This window comes from Clostridium thermosuccinogenes, assembly GCF_002896855.1.
GTDB lineage: Bacteria > Bacillota > Clostridia > Acetivibrionales > DSM-5807 > Pseudoclostridium > Pseudoclostridium thermosuccinogenes.
Map to the genome: position 1 here is coordinate 4,523,354 of NZ_CP021850.1, position 19,488 is coordinate 4,542,841.

14 protein-coding genes and 2 tRNA genes are annotated in these 19,488 nt (G+C 37.9%); 2 read left to right on the forward strand and 14 right to left on the reverse strand.

Annotation, left to right across the window (positions count from 1 at the left end; all coding sequences use genetic code 11):
- Positions 1-167: 167 nt before the first annotated feature.
- Positions 168-677, reverse strand: coding sequence for a hypothetical protein (locus CDO33_RS19760; RefSeq protein ID WP_103081533.1), 510 nt, complete (start codon positions 675-677; stop codon positions 168-170).
- A gap of 336 nt (positions 678-1,013) precedes the next feature.
- Between CDO33_RS19760 and CDO33_RS19765 the strand changes: the two genes are divergently transcribed.
- Positions 1,014-1,583, forward strand: a complete 570-nt coding sequence (locus tag CDO33_RS19765; RefSeq protein WP_161496509.1) for an S-layer homology domain-containing protein — start codon at positions 1,014-1,016, stop codon at positions 1,581-1,583.
- A 338-nt stretch (positions 1,584-1,921) separates the two neighbouring features.
- The gene (locus CDO33_RS19770) at positions 1,922-3,298 is read left to right on the forward strand and encodes an MFS transporter (protein ID WP_103081571.1); all 1,377 of its coding nucleotides are present in this window, start codon (positions 1,922-1,924) and stop codon (positions 3,296-3,298) included.
- A 671-nt stretch (positions 3,299-3,969) separates the two neighbouring features.
- On the opposite strand, the gene CDO33_RS19775 is transcribed toward CDO33_RS19770, so the two are convergent.
- From CDO33_RS19775 to CDO33_RS19835, 13 genes are all read right to left on the reverse strand, one after another.
- Positions 3,970-5,961 carry an FtsX-like permease family protein gene (locus tag CDO33_RS19775; protein ID WP_103081531.1) on the reverse strand — a complete coding sequence of 664 codons (1,992 nt, stop codon included), beginning with the start codon at positions 5,959-5,961 and terminating at the stop codon, positions 3,970-3,972.
- Positions 5,954-6,721 (reverse strand): ABC transporter ATP-binding protein, encoded by a 768-nt coding sequence (locus CDO33_RS19780; RefSeq protein WP_103081530.1) that lies wholly within the window; start codon positions 6,719-6,721, stop codon positions 5,954-5,956. The genes CDO33_RS19775 and CDO33_RS19780 overlap by 8 nt, the downstream gene beginning before the upstream one ends.
- Before the next feature lie 388 nt (positions 6,722-7,109).
- Positions 7,110-8,117: a sensor histidine kinase gene (locus CDO33_RS19785; protein ID WP_103081529.1), complete on the reverse strand. Its 1,008-nt coding sequence runs from the start codon at positions 8,115-8,117 to the stop codon at positions 7,110-7,112.
- A gap of 80 nt (positions 8,118-8,197) precedes the next feature.
- Positions 8,198-8,869: a response regulator transcription factor gene (locus CDO33_RS19790; RefSeq protein WP_103081528.1), complete on the reverse strand. Its 672-nt coding sequence runs from the start codon at positions 8,867-8,869 to the stop codon at positions 8,198-8,200.
- Positions 8,870-9,408: 539 nt separating this feature from the next.
- Positions 9,409-9,500, reverse strand: a tRNA-Ser gene (locus CDO33_RS19795).
- A gap of 24 nt (positions 9,501-9,524) precedes the next feature.
- Positions 9,525-9,615 (reverse strand) — tRNA-Ser (locus tag CDO33_RS19800).
- Between the two features lie 239 nt (positions 9,616-9,854).
- Positions 9,855-11,312 carry an ABC transporter substrate-binding protein gene (locus tag CDO33_RS19805; protein ID WP_103081527.1) on the reverse strand — a complete coding sequence of 486 codons (1,458 nt, stop codon included), beginning with the start codon at positions 11,310-11,312 and terminating at the stop codon, positions 9,855-9,857.
- 115 nt (positions 11,313-11,427) lie between these two features.
- Positions 11,428-13,218, reverse strand: a complete 1,791-nt coding sequence (locus CDO33_RS19810; protein WP_103081526.1) for a sensor histidine kinase — start codon at positions 13,216-13,218, stop codon at positions 11,428-11,430.
- A gap of 83 nt (positions 13,219-13,301) precedes the next feature.
- Positions 13,302-14,936: a response regulator transcription factor gene (locus CDO33_RS19815; protein WP_103081525.1), complete on the reverse strand. Its 1,635-nt coding sequence runs from the start codon at positions 14,934-14,936 to the stop codon at positions 13,302-13,304.
- A 349-nt stretch (positions 14,937-15,285) separates the two neighbouring features.
- Complete coding sequence (locus CDO33_RS19820; protein WP_103081524.1) at positions 15,286-16,023, reverse strand: tetratricopeptide repeat protein; 738 nt, start codon at positions 16,021-16,023, stop codon at positions 15,286-15,288.
- A 223-nt stretch (positions 16,024-16,246) separates the two neighbouring features.
- Positions 16,247-16,744, reverse strand: a complete 498-nt coding sequence (locus CDO33_RS19825; protein WP_103081523.1) for a DUF4446 family protein — start codon at positions 16,742-16,744, stop codon at positions 16,247-16,249.
- A 220-nt stretch (positions 16,745-16,964) separates the two neighbouring features.
- Positions 16,965-17,822, reverse strand: a complete 858-nt coding sequence (locus CDO33_RS19830; RefSeq protein WP_103081522.1) for a ParB/RepB/Spo0J family partition protein — start codon at positions 17,820-17,822, stop codon at positions 16,965-16,967.
- Positions 17,822-18,601, reverse strand: a complete 780-nt coding sequence (locus CDO33_RS19835; protein ID WP_103081521.1) for a ParA family protein — start codon at positions 18,599-18,601, stop codon at positions 17,822-17,824. The genes CDO33_RS19830 and CDO33_RS19835 overlap by 1 nt, the downstream gene beginning before the upstream one ends.
- Positions 18,602-19,488 lie beyond the last annotated feature (887 nt).

The window sequence follows — 19,488 nt, forward strand, 5'->3', positions numbered from 1 at the left end:
CTGTGTTCCAAAGGTGCAATAGATTGGTGAAAGGACGAAAGGGTATATGGTGAAAATGAAGCACCATATACCCTCTCTGTTAACCAAGAATGAATCGGTAGATAAAAGCAATATAAATTATGCTGTATTTAGCAAAATGTCAAATAAACCATTAATACAGTTTTCCATCAATATGTGTCTACCTTTGAGGCTCCATTTGTCTTCAGAATGGAGCTTATTTGATCAACCTTGTCATCGTCGGTTCTCATGCTGAACAAAACCCGGCCTGCCTTTATGTCGCTTTCATACTGCCTGCTTCTTTCTTCAGGAATTCCGAGATCCATAAGTCCTCCGACTATTCCTCCCGTTACAGCTCCTGAAATAAGACCTGCTATAGGTCCAGCTGCGGCCACAATACCTAAGCCCGGAATCATCAAGCTTCCTGCTCCCAGCAGTATTCCCGCAACTCCGCCTAAAATACCTCCGGTGACAACACCATCGGATATGTTATCATTGGTGGTCTGGGTACCCATGGTAGCCCCGGTTTTCATGCCACTGTCCAAGTTTGAACCTGTATTATTGCTGTCCTTCGCAACTATGGATATGTCATCGGTTCTAAGCCCTCTTTCCTTGATTTGCCATGCCGCATCCTCAGCTTTTTTGTAATCGGGAAAAAGTGCAACAACTGTCCTTGCCATCAAAGCCCCTCCTTCAAGATTAGTAATTTTTTACATGATTGATTTTGATGTATCAAAGTTAGCTTTGGTTAAATTAAATATGATTATTCATTGATTTGTTTTGGAAATATTGCCAGTCCTTGAATTTCAGCATTCTTTGAAAGCTGCGCAGCAGGAAAACAAACTTTTCCTGTCACCGGACTACTTTTAGGCATGAAAAGGCGTATCGGCAAACCTATACATATGTATGGCACATCGTAAACAATATTTAATATACTTAGACGGGATTTCATTATATAATATTAATTGAATATGATGGCTATTCGGTTTACACTATTAAATCTGGGAGAAATGGTGATGAAGTACAGATATTTGTCAAAAGTGCTTATTTCTTTTATGTTGATTTTTTCACTGATGTTTACATATGTGTCCGCTTCCTCTGATGTGGATATACAAAACGATCGTGCCAAAGCTTTGCATTCCCTGGGGATTCTCAAGGGATATCCTGACGGAAGCCTCGGCCTCGGAGACAAAATTAAACGCTCTGAGTTTTTCACCATGGTGGTGAGAATCCTGGGCCTTGAAAATTCCGACGTAAGTGGTGGGGAACTGCCCTTCAAAGATATCGACAAGTCCCACTGGGCATATAACAATATAAAAATAGCATATAAGCATGGCCTCATAGCCGGAAACCCGGATGGTACCATAGCCCCCAACAATTATATAACATATCCGGAGGTTTTGACCGTACTGGTAAGGGCTTTGGGGTATGAAGAGCCTAAAGAAGGAAAATGGCCGGACAGGATTATAAACCTTTCCGGAAATCTCGGAATGACCAAGGATGTCAATATTCCGGCAAATAAGCAGGTAACCCGTGGGGAAGCTTCCGTTATCATTTACAATACTTTGACGGTAAATTTCAAGTAGAAACTTATATAGACGACTAATAATGGAGTAATTTTTGATTATTTCAAAACCATTGAGCCAGTTTGTTATTGCTTATGTATGAAGATACTCGCTTTTGAGTATCTTTTTTATGTGCAATTCCTTACATACATATTTCTTTTTATCCTGCGCCTTCCGACGCTTGTGCTATTACTGACATTTTAGAATTTCCTTCGGTCTAAAAGTTAATAATTATAAATAGTTTATTTTCATATCATAAATACACTGTTAATATTTATATGAGATAATATTAGCAATCTGATTTGATAAATTACAACTGAAAGGTAGACTCTATGATACAGAATGAGCAAAAATTTAAAATGATATATACCATATCCGTCTTTATGATTTTATCAGCTTTGAATAATGCTGTAATAGGTCTTTTTCCTCCGCTTTTCTCTTCCATAGCCGAAGATTTGAATGCCCATATATCAAGTCTTGGCCTGGTATCATCCATAAATTTATTTGTGACTTCAGCTTCATCGGTGGTATGGGCATACCTCGCCGACAAGGGAAAAAGAAAAAAACTCATAATTACCGGTTCTCTCATATGGGCAGTTTCTGTTTTTCTGACGGCATACAGCAAAAATTATATCCAGCTTGCCATGTTTCAGGTTCTAACAGGCATAGGCCTTGGATGTGTAGGATCCATCGGTTTCAGCATACTTACCGATTCTATACCAAAGCAGTACAGGGGTATGCTGATGAGCTTTTGGGGAGGTGCCCAGGGATTCGGAATAACCTCCGGCGGGATGATGGCATCCTTGATTTCCGCATCCTATGGATGGAGGGTACCCTTCATAGTCCTGGCAGCGCTGGGAAGCGTGTTGATCATTTTGTATTTCTTTATAAAAGAACCCGAAAAAGGGGCTGCAGAGCCGGAATTAAAAGCCCTGACCTCTAAAGGTTATGGGTATGACTACACCATTGAGCTAAGCCAAATACATGATATTGTAAATAAAAAAAGCAATATGTGGCTTATATGGCAGGGTTTTTTCGTGAATATCTCTGCCGGTACCCTCATATGGCTGCCAACCCTATATATTTCTAAAATTACCGCTTTAGGCTACAGCAGCTCTACTGCGATCATCGCTTCAGGTTATCTCTACTCACTGCTTCAGGCAGGAGGTTCAATGTCGGCATATTTCGGTTACCTGGGAGACAGGGCACAAAAGCGCAGTCTAAGAGGCCGTGCTTTTTTGACCTCCTTATTAATTTTTGCCGCCTTTCCTTTATATGTGTCCATGATTATAATACCTATAAAAAAACTGTCCATGCCGGATAGCGGTCACCCTATATCGATTCTTTCAGGCCTTTTTGTTGATTTAATTACCAACCCGCAGATGATTCTAATGCTTATATTGGCTCTGGCCGCCAGTGCAGTCCAATCGGCCAATTCACCCAATTGGCTTGCTCTTATCACCGATGTCAACTTACCCGAGCACAGGGCAACAGCTTTCAGCATAGCAAATCTGGTCAGCGGCATCGGCCGGTCCTTGGGCAACGGATTAATGGGACTTATATTGAAAATCATTCCCGAAAGCATACCTGAACCAACGAATTATGTCATAGCCCTCTCCCTTTTTCAGGTGTTTTTGCTTCCGGCCGGATCATGTTACCTTGCTTTGTGCAAAACCAGCAAAAAAGATATTCTTTCAGCTAGATCCCTTATGAAAAAAAGAGCAATAAAAAAATGATGCCATAAATGGCATCAGTACAGGATCTTTTGAAGAATCCTGCTTGTCCTTATATTTCCCCTTGGCTCTATTTGGTCATTTAAAATCTTTTTATGCCTAAATCAGATCATAAGTTGAATTAAACTATTTAGGACCTATTTCGTATCACGCTCCCACTTTGATATTTTTCTTTCCATGATTAAATAGAAATAGTAGTCTTGCAGGGGTTAAAATCTTTTCCACACCAATCATGAAAATTTTATTTTTTTATCCACATTTTTATGCAGATAACCACACTTTATAAATAAGCTCATTACCATGAAAATAAGAATATTATTTTCATGGTCAATTGACATGAAATATGAATCTATTTTCATTATTGGTTGCTCTTACAAGCATGAGTGGTTGTGCTATATACTCATGAGCAGTTGCTCTGTACACTCATGAACAGCCATGCTACGCACTCATGAGTGATTGCTCTACGCATCTATGAACAGTTGTGCTATGCACTCGTGAGAGGTTGCTCTATACCTCTTTGAGCAGTTATGCTATGCACTCCAAGAGTGGTTGCTCTATGCGCTTTTTGCAGTTGTGTTATGCACTCGTCAGGGGTTGCTCTATGCACTCATGAGCAGTTACGCTACACATTCATAAGCGGATGCTCTAGTGATGATACCAAAGAGGTATCACCACTAGCTTACAATTTTATAGTAGGTCTTTGCAGTCATTGCATACACGATAGTATAGAAAACGGCAAACACCAGGATGGTTATGACTGTACACAATGCAAACAGCGGTATATTGGTAAGATTAAATATATAAAGCAATTTAGTTATCACCTTGAAAGCAAAAGCTATATGAATAACTGCCGCCAACAATGGAAGGAAGAAAACACTCAGCACCTGGCTACGGATGGCTTTCCAGACTTCTTCACGGCTCATCCCCACCTTCTGCATGATTCCAAAGCGCTCCTTATCGTCATAACCTTCAGAAACCTGCTTGTAGTAGATAATCAAAACTGTCGCCATTATGAACAGGATTCCCAGGAACAATCCAAGATAGAACAGACCTCCATACAGACTGTAGAAGCCTTCTCTTTCGGCTTCCGGGCCTTCGACATAGCCTTCTGCTCCTATTTCCTTCATTGCTTTTCTAATTTCTCCTACAAGTTTTATCTGTACATCCCTGCTGCCACTCACATCAAAAGCATAATAATAGGATAGCTCCGGAACATCGGTATTTTCTCCATGAAAACCTTTATATACCTGCTTTATGGCATCAACGTCCTTAACTATAAAGAAATAGCTGTTCGCTGCCATGGCAGAAAGCATCCCTTTAGTAATATCCTTAGTGTCATCGGAGGACAACCGCTCCTTGATGGATAATTCAAAATTACCGAACCTCACGGAATTTCCCGGAATATTTCCGCGATAGGAACATAATAATGCCTCACCTTCGGAAAGAGATATGTCCTTGTTTGCAATTTTATTGTATTCATCGGCGGTAATAAATACAACTATGGAAATATTATCATATGCATAAGAATCTTGGCTGCGGACTGAAAAAACTGCACCATCCTGGATTGCTGCAAAGCTCATAGAGCGGTATCGGACAATATCCTTCTTCTCGGCACCAAACCTGGATAACTGCTCTTCAACGGCCTGGTCCAGCTTCTGCACTTTTTCATCCGTTATATTATCAGCGTCAATAATGATATTTCTTGGATAACGGGTGCGCAGAACATCCTCAATTCCCACATACAAGGAAATAGTGGTAGAAAGCATTACGATAACCATAGTCGATAGAATGCATATGCTGGCAAGCCCTGCCGCATTTTGCTTCATGCGGTATATCATCCCCGATACCGATATGAAATGGCTTGGCTTGTAATAATACTTCTTATTTTTGCGCAGCATCTTCAAAATTGCTATGCTACCTGCAATAAACATCAAGTATGTTCCTATTATCACCAGGACTACAGCGATAAAGAATAAGTTTAGAGCAGCCAACGGGGTTTCCGTCGTCAGAGCAATATAATATCCTATTCCAAGGCATATGGTACCAAGGATCGCCATCAACCATCTTGTCTTTGGCACCTTTTCCCCTACATTGCCTCCTTTTAATAATTCCACAGGTTTTGCCAGATGTACCTGGCATATGTTGTAGATGAGGTTTAGGGCAAAGATACCACCGAACAGGAGCAAGGTAGAAATAATAGCTGACAAGGGCACTTCAAACCCAAAGCCTACGTCAACGGCTATTATTTTAAGCAGCAGCAAGATCATAAGCTTGCTTAAAAGTATTCCTGTCAGTATTCCGGCTGTAATGCTTATGAGAGCGGAAAAAAGGGTTTCAAAAAACATGATCCTTGCCACATGCTTTTTTTCCATACCAAGAATATTGAAAAGTCCGAACTCTTTTTTTCTCCTTTTAATCAAGAAACTGTTGATATAGAACAAAAATATGACTGAAAAAATACCTATTACTATCGAACCAAGGCGTAACATTATCCTCAGGCTCATACTGTCTTTTATATTATCGCCTATATCTCTTGCCACTGCTAAATAGCACATGTTGTAAAACATAGCTATTATACCGATAGATGTCAATATATAAGGCATGTAGGTTCTAGTGTTATTTTTTATATTAATTGTAGCAAGTTTTGGATAAAATAATTTACTCATTTCTGGCACCGCCTGTCGCAATCATTGTCAGCGTATCAGAAATCTTCTGATACATTTCTTCGTTGGACATGGAAGCTTTATATATCTGATGAAATACTTCCCCGTCTTTAATAAACAAAACCCTTTTTGCATGGCTTGCAGCTTTTATGCTGTGGGTTACCATAAGAATTGTCTGACCTTCATCATTAATTTCATTAAACAGCTTCAACAAACCGTCGGTAGCCCTCGAATCCAGTGCTCCTGTAGGCTCATCGGCCAGAATAAGATGGGGATTTGTAATTATAGCCCTGGCTACGGCCGTCCTTTGCTTCTGTCCTCCGGAAACCTCATAAGGATACTTGGAAAGAATATCGCTGATTCCAAGCTTTTTAGCAATGGGTTTAAGCCTTTCATTCATTTCATCATAGGACTTTCCTGCCAAAACCAGGGGCAAAAAGATGTTATCCTTGATGGAAAAGGTGTCCAAAAGGTTAAAATCCTGAAACACAAAGCCCAGGTTATCCCTTCTGAAAGCCGATATTTCCTTCTCTTTGATGGATATTATATTCTTGCCGTTTAGCAGCACTTCTCCACTGGTTGGTTTATCCAAGGCGGCAAGGATATTAAGCAAAGTTGTCTTGCCCGACCCGGACTCTCCCATGATGGCAACATATTCACCTTTATCCACCGTCAAAGACACATTGGTAAGCGCCTGGACAGGGTTTCCTCCGAACCTCGTGGTGTAGATTTTCTTTAAGTTTCTAACCTCTAAAAGTGGCATAATCTCCTCCTGATTTCATATAAAACTTTTATTTTATGTTCACCAATACTACTGCCGGCATAGCATCATAATGCCGGTATAGATATGCTTACCCCATAGGGGGTAAAGCCTTTACAATGAATTAAAAATGTACTTGACATTCCCCATTATAGCAAAGAAAGAAAATGCCCTGCCTTAACTTTGGCTTACATTTTCCCTTTCATTCTTACATTTTTGTAATATTAAATTGCATTATTTCATATCGATGACAGGTTAGAAATGAGTTTCTTTATCAGAATATATACTGCTTTACAGAAAGGCTTAAGAAACCTGCAATATTGCCTGAGACCGAGAATTATTCATACTTCTCCAAACACCATGCCAATAAGCTTCAAAGAGGCAGGTTTCATCAGTCTGCAGCGATATTCACCGTATCCAGTCCTATTTTTACTTTGGTACCCCTGCCGACTTCCGATTCGATTGTAATAGTATGGGATAGCTTGTTCAAAATTCGCTTGCACAGGTACAATCCTATTCCGGTAGATCTTTTGTCCATTCTTCCGTTATAGCCGGTATAACCTTTCTCAAACACCCGAGGCAGATCTTCCTCCTCAATTCCTATGCCCGTATCCTCAATAACCAGTGTAAGGGGTAATACCTCATCCATATAAATGGAGATTTCTCCTGCATTGGTATACTTCAAGGCATTGGACAATATCTGCTCCACAACAAAAACCAGCCATTTTTCATCGGTCAGCACGCTGCAATTAATGCTTCGGTAATTAAGCTTGATCTTCTTGCGGATAAATGATTTGGAATATTTCCTGATGGCCTGTCTTACGATATCATCCAGGGAATACCTTTTAATCATAAGATCACCGCTCATATTCTCAAGGCGCAGGTATTGAAGCACCATCTCCACATACTGCTCAATTCTGAAAAGCTGATCCAAAAGCTCATTATTCGTATCGGAATATTCCGACTGCAAAATCAACCTCATGGCTGCGATGGGTGTTTTTATCTGGTGAGCCCATATGGTGTAATATTCCACCATTTCGTTATAGGCATCATCCTTTTCATTTATAACATCCATCCGATCTCTGTCAATTATTTTGATAATTTCCTGATAGTCTTTTTCAATCAAATCCTTTGCTGCAGGAAACATAAAATCGGAAAGGGTGATTCCGTGCTTCAGCTTTGTAAGAGCGGCATGTTTTTTATAGTAAAGCATAAAGCCTACAGCCTTTGTAATAAAAATAAAGCTTCCTGACAAAAGCGCTGCATAGCCTACCGCTGCCGTCGGCAAAGAATATAGATAAAGTATCAATAAAAATATTCCGACACATATCAGAAATATAACTATACCCGGAATATTTCGTTTTGCGTATGATTTTAAAACACCAAAAAATTCCTTCATAACTACCTCTTAAGTTACTACAAGGGATGTGTTTACCTTAATTCTCAGGCAAAAATCTCTCTGGTAAATAGCCTCATAATCTATTCTATAATATAACCGATGCCCTTTTTTGTCTTTATAAAATCTTCCAGTCCGGCCTCGTCCAGCTTCCTACGCAGCCTGGTAATATTCACCGTCAAAGTGTTGTCATCAATGAAATCATCGCTTTCCCAAAGGCGCTGCATTATTTCTTCCCGAAAAACTGCTTTCCCTATATTCTCCATGAGGATCTGCATGATTTTATACTCGTTTTTGGTCAAATCGATCTTTTTGTTCTGATAAGTCATTGATGTATCACTGAGGTTCAGTACAACCCCTTTATGCTCAATTATGTTTACCTGGCCATGAAACGAATAGGTACGCCGAATCAGAGCTCCCACCTTCGCCGTTAGTACATTCAAATCAAAAGGTTTTGTAATAAAGTCGTCCCCGCCCATATTCATGGCCATCACAATATTCATATTGTCGCTGGCCGATGATATAAACATGATAGGCACTTTGGATATCTTGCGTATTTCACTGCACCAGTAAAAGCCATTAAAAAACGGAAGCATGATATCCAACAGCACCAGATGCGGATTATAACGTATAACCTGTTCCGTAATATTCTTAAAATCGCTTACATTGAAAACATCGTAATCCCATTTGCACAGATGATCTTTCATGGCTTTTGCAATAGCGTCATCGTCTTCAATAATCATAATCTTATACATAAATACAACCCCAATAATAAACTATGTAAAGTTCATTATGCAATCTGCTAATAGAATAATGGAATTAATGAATAACCTCTGATATGATAATTATACCACTTATTTGAAGCCTTTTTTGCACATAATTCTTCTTGATATGCAGATTGAGCAGCATAAGTTTAAAAGGTATTCCTTAAAAATACTTTACATGACCAAGCTTTAAAGGAGATAAGTCCGTAAGGTTTTGCAACAGGACCTATGAAAAATATGATGGCATCCCAATGCCTTGTGTTTTTCTATTTTAATTTTCTATTTTAATTTTCTATTTTAATTTTCTATTCATTTTCCTATTTTATTATAAACATAAATAAAACAGTTTCCCTATCAATTTAGCGATGAGAATTGATACTGCTCTTTCATAAATAACATAAACCCTTAAAATCACCTGAAATTCAAAGGTTTTGTTTAAGTTATAGTCAAACTATCCATAAACTCAAATATATACGATTTCTTCTGAAATGCAAAAAAGCCTGATAAAAATCAGGCTTTTTTGATAAATTTGGCGGAGAAGCAGGGATTCGAACCCTGGCACGCCTTACGACGCCTAACGATTTAGCAAACCGTCCCCTTCGGCCTACTTGGGTACTTCTCCGTATTAATTAAATTATTAAGTATGTGGCGGAGAGAGTGAGATTCGAACTCACGGTAGGCTCACACCTACGCCGGTTTTCAAGACCGGTGCCTTAAACCAACTCGACCATCTCTCCGTATTAATTATGCGACGAAATATATTGTACAATGAAAAAGAATATTTGTCAACAATTATACGCCGGTATTTTTTTCTATCTTTTGATATGCCTATAATGTACTCAGCAAAACAAATATTCTATTTCTATATCTTCTTAGTACAACAGATGAACCAGCAATTCAATCTTCTGTTGTTTCCGACTAATGCAATTCAAACTTCTTCATAGACAAGAGTTCCAATTAACCCAGCAACATGTGCTTAATTATCCCCATTCACATTTCCACGTTCACGTCTGCTCTGAATTAATGGTTTTACCTTGGCTTCAGCTTCCTTCATAGCATCAGCCGCGGACTGCTGGCCCAACCATACCTTGTCCAGCGCAGCGTTTACCACGTCTATGATTCTGCTGAAGTTCTTTACTGTACCGGTAGGTGTAGGAACGCTGTAATTAAGCAGCATGCCAACAATGCCTTCCACATAGCCATCTGGGCGCGATGTAAGTCCTTTTGTCCACTGATCCAGCTTGTCCTGTTCTGTCAGCCATGGAATAGCTACCGGCATCAGATTGCCGTTTCTATACAACGTCAAATCCTGTGCGGGATCATTCAGATATTTGATTAACTGCCAGCAGGCTTCGGGACTGGCAGAACCCTTGAAAATTGAAAGCATACCTGTAACCGCCTGCGTTTTGAGCTCCTTCAATTTTGGCAGCACACCACTTCCGAAGTTGGTCTTTGCAGAATCAAGAGCAAGGTGCACCCACTGGCCGTCAACAGCCATTGCAATCTTTTTCGTCTGTAGGGCAATATCCGTCCCCGGAAGGCCTTTTTCTGCAGTAGGTGCCGGTGAGACATGGTGTACATGAATTAGATCCGCAATCTTTTGCAAAGCTTCCGTGGCTTCAGGCTTGCTGAGTCCGAACTGCCCATCTTCCGTTATGTAATCACCGCCATTGGAATAAATAAAATTACCCCATACTCCCCACCATTTAGGAATATTCAAGCCATATTGCACAATACTTTTTTCATCAAATTCGGGATTCAGAGCATTTCTGCCTTCCTTGTCAATGGTCAGCTTTTTTGCTGTTTCAACAAACTGATCCCATGTCCAGGCTTTTTCAGGATCTGTTGGAGGTGTTTCAACACCGGCTTCAGCAAATAAATCTTTATTATAGAAGATATTGAACACTTCCATTCCTGTACCTACACCTATAATAGTATCTTTATCCAAATAATATAATCCTGTGGGCACAAAAGACGACAAGGGCATTTCGGTATCATTAACTGCTACTTCTTTGAGATTCATAAGTTTACCCTGTTCAGCAAGAGGATAAGCAATTGATGCCGATTCCAACTGGGATAAATCAAGCTGTTCACCGGCTGCTACCATTGTGGTTATTTTTCTGTCATACTGGCCATTAGGAATAATGATGGGTTTTACTTTAATCCATGGATATTTCTCCTGAAATTTTTTTAGAACCTCCTCCGTTGACTTCTTTTCAGCAGCATTTCCCCAACAGGTATAAACAATTTCTACCGGCTCCTTCCCATCCGGAGTTGATCCCACCTTACCATCATCGTCAGTTGAACTTTCCTTTGATGCTACATCCGTATTTTCTTCATTTATAGATACTTTACCTTCGTAACCGGTAAAAGCAAGAGCCAACATTGCACATACCACTAAGAGAAGTGCCACAATTCTAAAGAATTTGCTCATTTGACTTCCTCCTTAATGAGTTTTTGTCAACACAACACCACCTTAAGATATTTCATATAATACTGAAAAAAGAGATGCTCTGAAATTCTAAATTTTTCATAAAAGTGGATTAATATCACAATGGGAGAATAATATTCACCAGTGTTCCATGTCCTGGATCAGATGCAATCTTTACGCCATATTCCTGACCGAACAATAGTTTGATTCTCCTATCCACATTGCTTATTCCTATAGAAGTGTTGTTTTCATCTCTTTTGTCCATCAGTACAGCTGTATCCATACCTTTGCCATTATCCTCAATCTGGAAGTGCCGTGTGCAATTATCGATATATCCACGAATTCGGATCAATCCTTCCGACTCCATTCTTTCAAAGCCATGAATTATGGCATTTTCAACGAAGGGCTGCAAGAACAGCTTTGGTACCTTGGTTAAGTATATTTCCGGTTCAATATCAAACTCTACCTTAAATTTGTTTTCATACCGGACGGACATGATGAAAAGATAACACTGAAGCCATTTTAGATCGTCTTCAAAGTTAACAATATCCTGTTTGTTCCTGACTGTATATACCAGCATATCACAGAGATTGATCAGCATATCGCTGATGTTTTTATTTCCATCTTCAATCGCCATCCAATTGATGATATTGAGAGTATTGTACAGGAAATGGGGGTTCATCTGGAGGTTGAGCGCCATTATCTCTGTTTCCTTTTCCCTTAGTTTCACAGCATAATTTTCTTCAATCAGAGTTTTGATCTGATGGTTCATATCATTGAATTTAGCGGTTAAATATCCCAGTTCATCTTTTCTCTCCACAGGTATGTACATATCAAAGTTGCCGTTTCCGATCCTTTTCATACCTGCTGTCAAGCGTTCGATAGGCTTTGTAATCATTTGGGAAATCACAAAGGCAAGCAGCAATGCAAGGCCAATAAAAAAGGCGGAGACAGATAAAATGGAATATATCATTGAAGGCACGATGCTTCTGGTGAGTTCTTTCATGGGAATTTCAGCAACAGCAATCCATCCGGTAATACCGGAAGTATCGTAACAAACTATTTTCTTATTCCCTTCCGACCCAACCACAATGCTGCCTGTTTTGTTTTTCAGGGCCTGCGATAACCATTCCGGTTGCATCTGTTTGCCCACAAGGGCTTGATCTATATGGGAAACAACATTACCTGAAGCGTCAATCATGTAGAAGACCGTATCCTTGATGGGGATGCTGTCCTGGAAAACATCCCGGATAATATCTTCCTTAAAATGTATAATAAGAACAGGCCGTTCCACAGTGGGGTTTAAAATCGAAAACACGCCATTATCAAAACAAAAAATGTTGAATAATCTTGCGGCGGAAAATACATTACGAACGTCAAAATTGGCGGTTCCCATATTTTTATGCTCAAACATATATACAAAGTCATATGTAGGAACCCAAAACATCTTTCCTCCTTCATTTACCACTCTCTTGTAAAGATCTGACTTTACAAATTCACTGCCAACCAACATATTGAAATTGCTTCCAAAGATATAGTAAGATGTGGCCATCTGGACAGCATATACATAATCGGTAAAGGCAAAATAATTGTTGATAATCCTGCCGATCTTTCGATCCATAGAAAGGATATTTTTTTTATGCTCCTCGACGTTATTGAAAAGTTCAAATAGCTCTTTGTCCTGCATAAGAGCCAAGCTGCTTTCCTGAACTTTTATGAGCTTGGAGTCTAGTATCTCATTCTTGTTTTTAATGATTTGGTATGCATTTTTTGCTGCCATATCCGATACAACTTTAAGGCTGGAATTATAGTTTTGTGCACTGATAAAGATAACGGGTATTACAATAAGCAAGATATTTGATATTAGGAGCTTTGTCCTAAAACTCCAGCTTCCTATTGGCTTTATCACAAATATGACCCCCCTGCCTTACTATATCTTTTGTTTCCAGTGGCTTTGATTTAAGAATTTAAAAGGTATTTTCAAAGTTCATTTCATTCATCATCGGTATTCTTTGTTATGTTATGGCTATGCAATCTTCTGAACTCGTCCGGGGTCATTCCGAAAGTCTTTTTGAATACGCGGATAAAATATTTTGCATCCTTGTATCCTATCTTCTCTGAAATTTCATAAATACGAAAAGTATTCTTTTTAAGAAGCTCTTGAGCATGCCTCATTCGCACATTGAGAAGATACTCAGAAAAGGTCATATTGGTGTATTTTTTGAACAGCCCGCTGAAGTAGTTAACATTAAATCCAAACTTTTCTGACAAAGCTTCCAGTGAAATATCTTCAGTATAATGCTCATTAATATGCTCCATACAGGTTTGCATGATCTTCTTATATTTATTATTTCCATAATCATTTATTGCTTCAATGAACATATCAATGGTTTTGAAAATCTGTTTTTTCAACTCACTGTATTTTTGTGCCGATTCAAAATTTGTCTTAATGCTGCTCACCAATCTTAAAAAATCAGCTTCCGGAAGCATGTTCAAGACAGCTTTAGCAGTGTTTAAAAAAATTATGGTCACCATTTCCTTAAACTGAGAAGGAAGAGGAAATTGTCCTTCAGTCATCCTGACGAGAAGGCGCTGGGAAACCTCATATGCCTGTGCCGCATCCATCCTGCGGATTGCTCCTTCCAGCTCTATTTCCTCGGCATATCTGCTGAAGACCTGACCGGACCTGCTATTTTTCAACTCCGAATATGCAATCATCCAGTTGCTTTCATAAAAAAATTTATAATTAAGCGCCGTAAGAGCGGTTTGATATGCTTCCTTTATATTTTCAGCAATATCTTCATATTTATTTCCCACTCCTATAACAACATCAAATCCATAGCTGATTTTCATATCCTTTACGAAAGAGTATATGCCTTCCGAAAGGTTGTCCGAAAGAACCTTATCTTTTTTTTCCGTCACAATAGTGATCATATGTTCCATATTGCTTTCATCAAAAAAGGATAATGAATGGGAAAATGGATCTAATGCAGCCTTCATCCAGTATTTCATATTAACCTTCAACTCATGGATGTCCTCATAGGTGCATTCTTTAGTGCTTTGAATGAAATTGCCTATCCCTGCAACCAACACCAATCCTTTTGATTTTTTATGGAACAGCTCTAAAACTTCTTGATCCTCTATTGGAGCAAGTCCATTTTTGACCCATTGATTTAACTGATGTTCAATATAAACTGGGAAAGTATTATTTAACCGCATCAAGTTTTTTTCTTTTTCCTGAATTTCTCTTTTTTCTTCTTCTATTTTTTTCTCTGCTTTTTGGAGCATTTGCTCTATCCGAACATCATTCAGAGGCTTTAGAACATAATCAAAGGCACCTAACGTAAGAGCTTTTTGGGCATATTCAAAATTGGCATAACCGCTGAGCATGATTACTTTCATGTTAGGAAAATTCTTAGAAACTTCCTCCAGAAAGAATAAACCATCCTTTATTGGCATTTTGATATCTGTAATAGCTATATCAATAGAGTGCTTTTTAACTACTTCAATAGCTGCCAATCCGTCTTTTGCTTCAAAAACCTCATAATCTGGCCTTAATTTCTTGATCCTTTCCACCAAACCTCTGCGATGCCGAGGTTCGTCATCAGCGATCAAGATCCTGTACATCGTTCCATCACCCTGCTTTTCGTTATTTTTTATGAGAAATTCAGCAGTAGAGACAAAAATCTGGTTATTATTCTATAAGTATAGCTACATAGAAAGAGAAAGTAGCGTATAAATACACGTAACAATTTAAAATGCAGAGTTTTAAATTAAAAGTATAAGTAACAAGCAAACCTTATTGATTTTAATACCAAAATTCTAGTACACAAAATTTTTATGCACCATAAATATAAGCGGCATTACTGAGATTTATGCTGGCAACATTCCATTGCCAGCACTTATAAATCCTAATAAACCTCTCTGATTCATCATCATATTAATATGACATTCCTTAAATTATTTAACCATTATTTCATTTTAAAAGAATCAAAAAGTCCTCAGTAGCTTTCTTATAGGTGCTATCAGGATATTTTTCCAGCAAACTCTCTGCAAATTTTTTTGCTTGTTCATTATCACCGTTATAATAATATGAATAAGCTATAAAATAATAGCAATCATCGGAATAATACTCATTCCCCACAAGTTCAAGGGACATCTTAAACTTGTTGATGGCTTCTTTATAATCCTTATTTTTATATAATGTATACCCCTCAGCATAGAACTGATGGGAAGCCTTTTTATATACCTCAGATTTCAATTGGTTGTACTTTTCCAGCCCACTACTTTCCAAATCATCCGGATTACATTCCTTATGTAATATCATAGCGCTGGATGTATAATTTCCTTTTTCATATTCCATCTGCGCCTTAATCAACGCTTCATAGGATAGATGATCCTTATTGCTGTTTTCTTCCTGCTGTTTCAGCTTTTCCTCATATTCCTTGATCTTTTTTTCGGATGCCTCCAGTTCCTCTTTTAATTCATCGACCTTTTTACTCAATTCTTCATTGAGTTCTATGGTTGCATTCAGATTTATTTTGTCATTGTCATATTGGCTTTCCATATCGCTCAATTGACTTTTGTATTGAGCAATGCTATTGTTAAGCTTTATTTGGCTGTATGCGGTCAGAAGCAGCACTATAAAGGCAAATGAAAATAGCACTATGGCATAAACCCATATCTTGAAATTTTTATTACTGCCATCTGACATACTAAAACTCCTTCTTTCTTATTTTGCGTTTTATTATGGTAATCAAGTGGAAAACAATTGCCGAAAGGACTGTTTCATCAGAATCAAGGCAAATAAACTCATAAGCTTACCTGCCACGTTTGCTCCTTTAACCGAATAACTGAACTGCAAAAAAGTAGTAAAGCCCTTAAGCCATTGTTTTCCATTGTAATGCTGCAGTATCAATCTATTTAATAATCAAATTTCAATTTTTTCTGGCAATTTCCAATGCCTGCAGTTCTTCTGCAGATAGGGTGTACTTTGATTTTCCTGCTGTAATTGGTTTTGCATATACTATAGAATTATCCCTGGAATAGATGCTGCTCAGGACAATACCATCATTGTTGCCATTTAGCAAAGCAACGGAAAAGCTAAGGTCACTGCCCACATCTTCAAAGGCATTGTAACGCACAACGCCTACTTTTTGTACGCATTGAATAAGATTGCGTTCCACATTATTGATATGATTTTCTATGCTTTTTGATTTACCCGAAACAACCTTCAGCTCGTCTATACATTTTTCAAGAAGCTGCTCAATATTTACATCACCAAAGTCGTTGGTAAACCTGCTATATTTGTCGTATAGTTTTTTGATCTTTTTTCTGTTTGAAATATTCAATATCAATAAAAGGACTATTAATAATAAATTTACTGCAAAAACAAGCAAAACTTCTGCAGAAAAATATGATAACAAGCTTTCCATTAATTTTTTCCCTTCCTCAAAATAAGTATATTTTATAGTGTCAATTTAATAAAAAACAAAATGTTTCACGTGAAACATTGGGGCAGCTTAATAATAAATATTAAAATATTATGAAAAATACTTAATTGGTTTATTCCTGTCTATATTAGCCATTAATGGCTTTTATGTTCCGGTAATATGTTTATATTGCCAACACTTTTTAAGGCCGTTAAAATCAATTTTAGAGGCCCGATATTTTTGGGATGTTGTAAAATAATTCCATTATCCTTTCCAATTCATCATTGGAATAGTATTCGATCATTATCTTTCCCTTTTTATTGTTTGTGACCAACTTGACCTTTGTTCCGAAAATTTCCTTTAATCTTTCCTCAATTTCTATATGTTCTGCGCTCTTGCTTTTGCTTCTGACCTTTTGCTTTTTACTATCAAGATATTTTTTTACCAGCTTCTCCGTTTCTCTTACGCTCAGTTTCATAGATATTACTTCATCAGCAGCCTTTTTTTGCAACTCCTTATCCTCGATGGCAAGGAGGGCTCGTGCATGCCCGCTGCTTATTTCTTCATTTATCAAATAACCCTTTACTTTCTCATCCAGGGAAAGCAGTCTGAGAGAATTCGTAATAGCCGGTCTGCTCTTGCCAATAATACCTGACAGCTCCTCCTGAGTAATTCCGTGTTCCCGGATCAATTTCTCATAAGCCTCTGCCTCTTCAATGGGGTTCAAATCCTCCCTTTGAAGATTCTCTATGAGAGCCAGCTCCATTTCTTCCCTTTTGGAAACATTCTTAATTATTACAGGAACAGTAGTAATACCAGCCAACCTGGCAGCTCGCCATCTTCTCTCCCCTGCCACGATTCTGTATGTATTGTCTTCATTTGAAACAATTATAGGCTGTACAATCCCATGCTGTTTTATTGATTCTGCCAGCTGCTGCAGCTTCTCATCATCAAACCTTTTTCTCGGCTGGTTTATATTCGGTTCGATTTCATTTATCTTTAATTCCTTTATTCCTGAGTCCTCAGTTTTTTCATTTGATATTAAAGCATCCAGTCCTTTACCCAATGCTCGCTTTGCCATTACATCCTCTTCCCTTCCATAGAATATTGGATAACTTCCTCTGCCAGTTCCATGTAACATTCCGCTCCCTTCGACTTTGGATCATACAAAATTATCGGCAGTCCAAAACTTGGAGCTTCACTCAATCGTACATTGCGAGGAATGACGGTCCTGTATACTTTATTTTTAAAGTACTTTTTAACCTCCTCCACAACCTGGATGGACAAGTTTGTCCGAGCATCAAACATTGTCAGGACTACACCTTCCACTTCTAAATTAGGATTAAGATGCTTCTGAACCAGTTTTACAGTATTCATCAGCTGGCTTAATCCTTCAAGAGCGTAATATTCGCACTGAATAGGAACCAAAATTGTATCTGCTGCTGTCAAAGAGTTTAAAGTCAGCAGTCCCAAAGACGGTGGGCAGTCAATAATAATATAGTCATAGTTAGACTTTATACCGGATATTGCTTCTTTTATCCTCGTCTCCCGGGATATCATCGGTACGAGTTCCACCTCTGCTCCGGCAAGCTGTATATTTGAAGGACATATCTTCAAATTTTCGACTACTGTATCCAATACAATATCCTGAATTTCCACATCATTAATGAGGACATCATATATAGACTTGCTAATATTTTTTTTATCTATTCCCAAGCCGCTGGTGGAATTTCCTTGGGGATCTACATCTATTAAAAGGACCTTTTTCCCTTTAAATGCCAGACATGAACTTAAATTCACTGATGTCGTTGTCTTTCCAACCCCACCTTTTTGGTTCGCTATTGCTATAATCTTCCCCAAAAACCTCACTCCTTAATTCTTACAGCAGTATATAGCATATACTCCGGTTGTCTTTTGTTTTTATACTGCAAGTTAATTATAACACAAAGCTACAACATTAAAAATAAAAATATATTTTGTAACAGTATAGATACAATAGCAAAAAAACATTAAGTTTTATGGCAAAAGAGACGTCGATGACAGCAAAACGCATGCCTAAAGGACTAAAAGTACTCTTTTAACCTGCCTGGAACTATGCAAATTATAATAAGGAGGTTTAAATATTTTTTCATGGTTTTATTTCTATATGGGTGTAGATATGTACCCTTCATCAGCGGATTAGCTCATCTACATCTTTTTATAAACTAATGCTTCGGAGAAAAATAAGCACATATTTATTAAAGTACCATATGGTATAAGGTTGGTTTCAACTTATTTCATAATTTCAACGAAATGATGTAATTTTTTCTCAAATACCTATAAAAAATCCTATTAACTAATTATGTGGATCTTCTCTATTCAGAATAACTCATTTCATATTCATTTTCTACTCATGTACCTCCTCTACGTTGTTAATTTTGTTTATCAAAGGTGTGAAGTATTTGCTTATACGGAATGCAATTGTAGGAGTTATCGCTTTTTTAAAAGGTGGTAAATTGTGAAGAAGATATCATTAAGCCATGCTTTTGAATTATTTAGCTATTTTTTTTTGTGTCCTCAGCATATTGATATAAACACCCCTAGAAAATAAAATCAGCTTGCAATGTTATTATTCTTAATGTTTTTATTTATTGTCTATAATAAATCTTTAAATCATGCATCAATAAAAATGTTTCACGTGAAACATTTTTGTTATGGGTAGGAAACTTGCTTCCTTTGCTACTTAATAGAGTTTTTATCCTTCTATC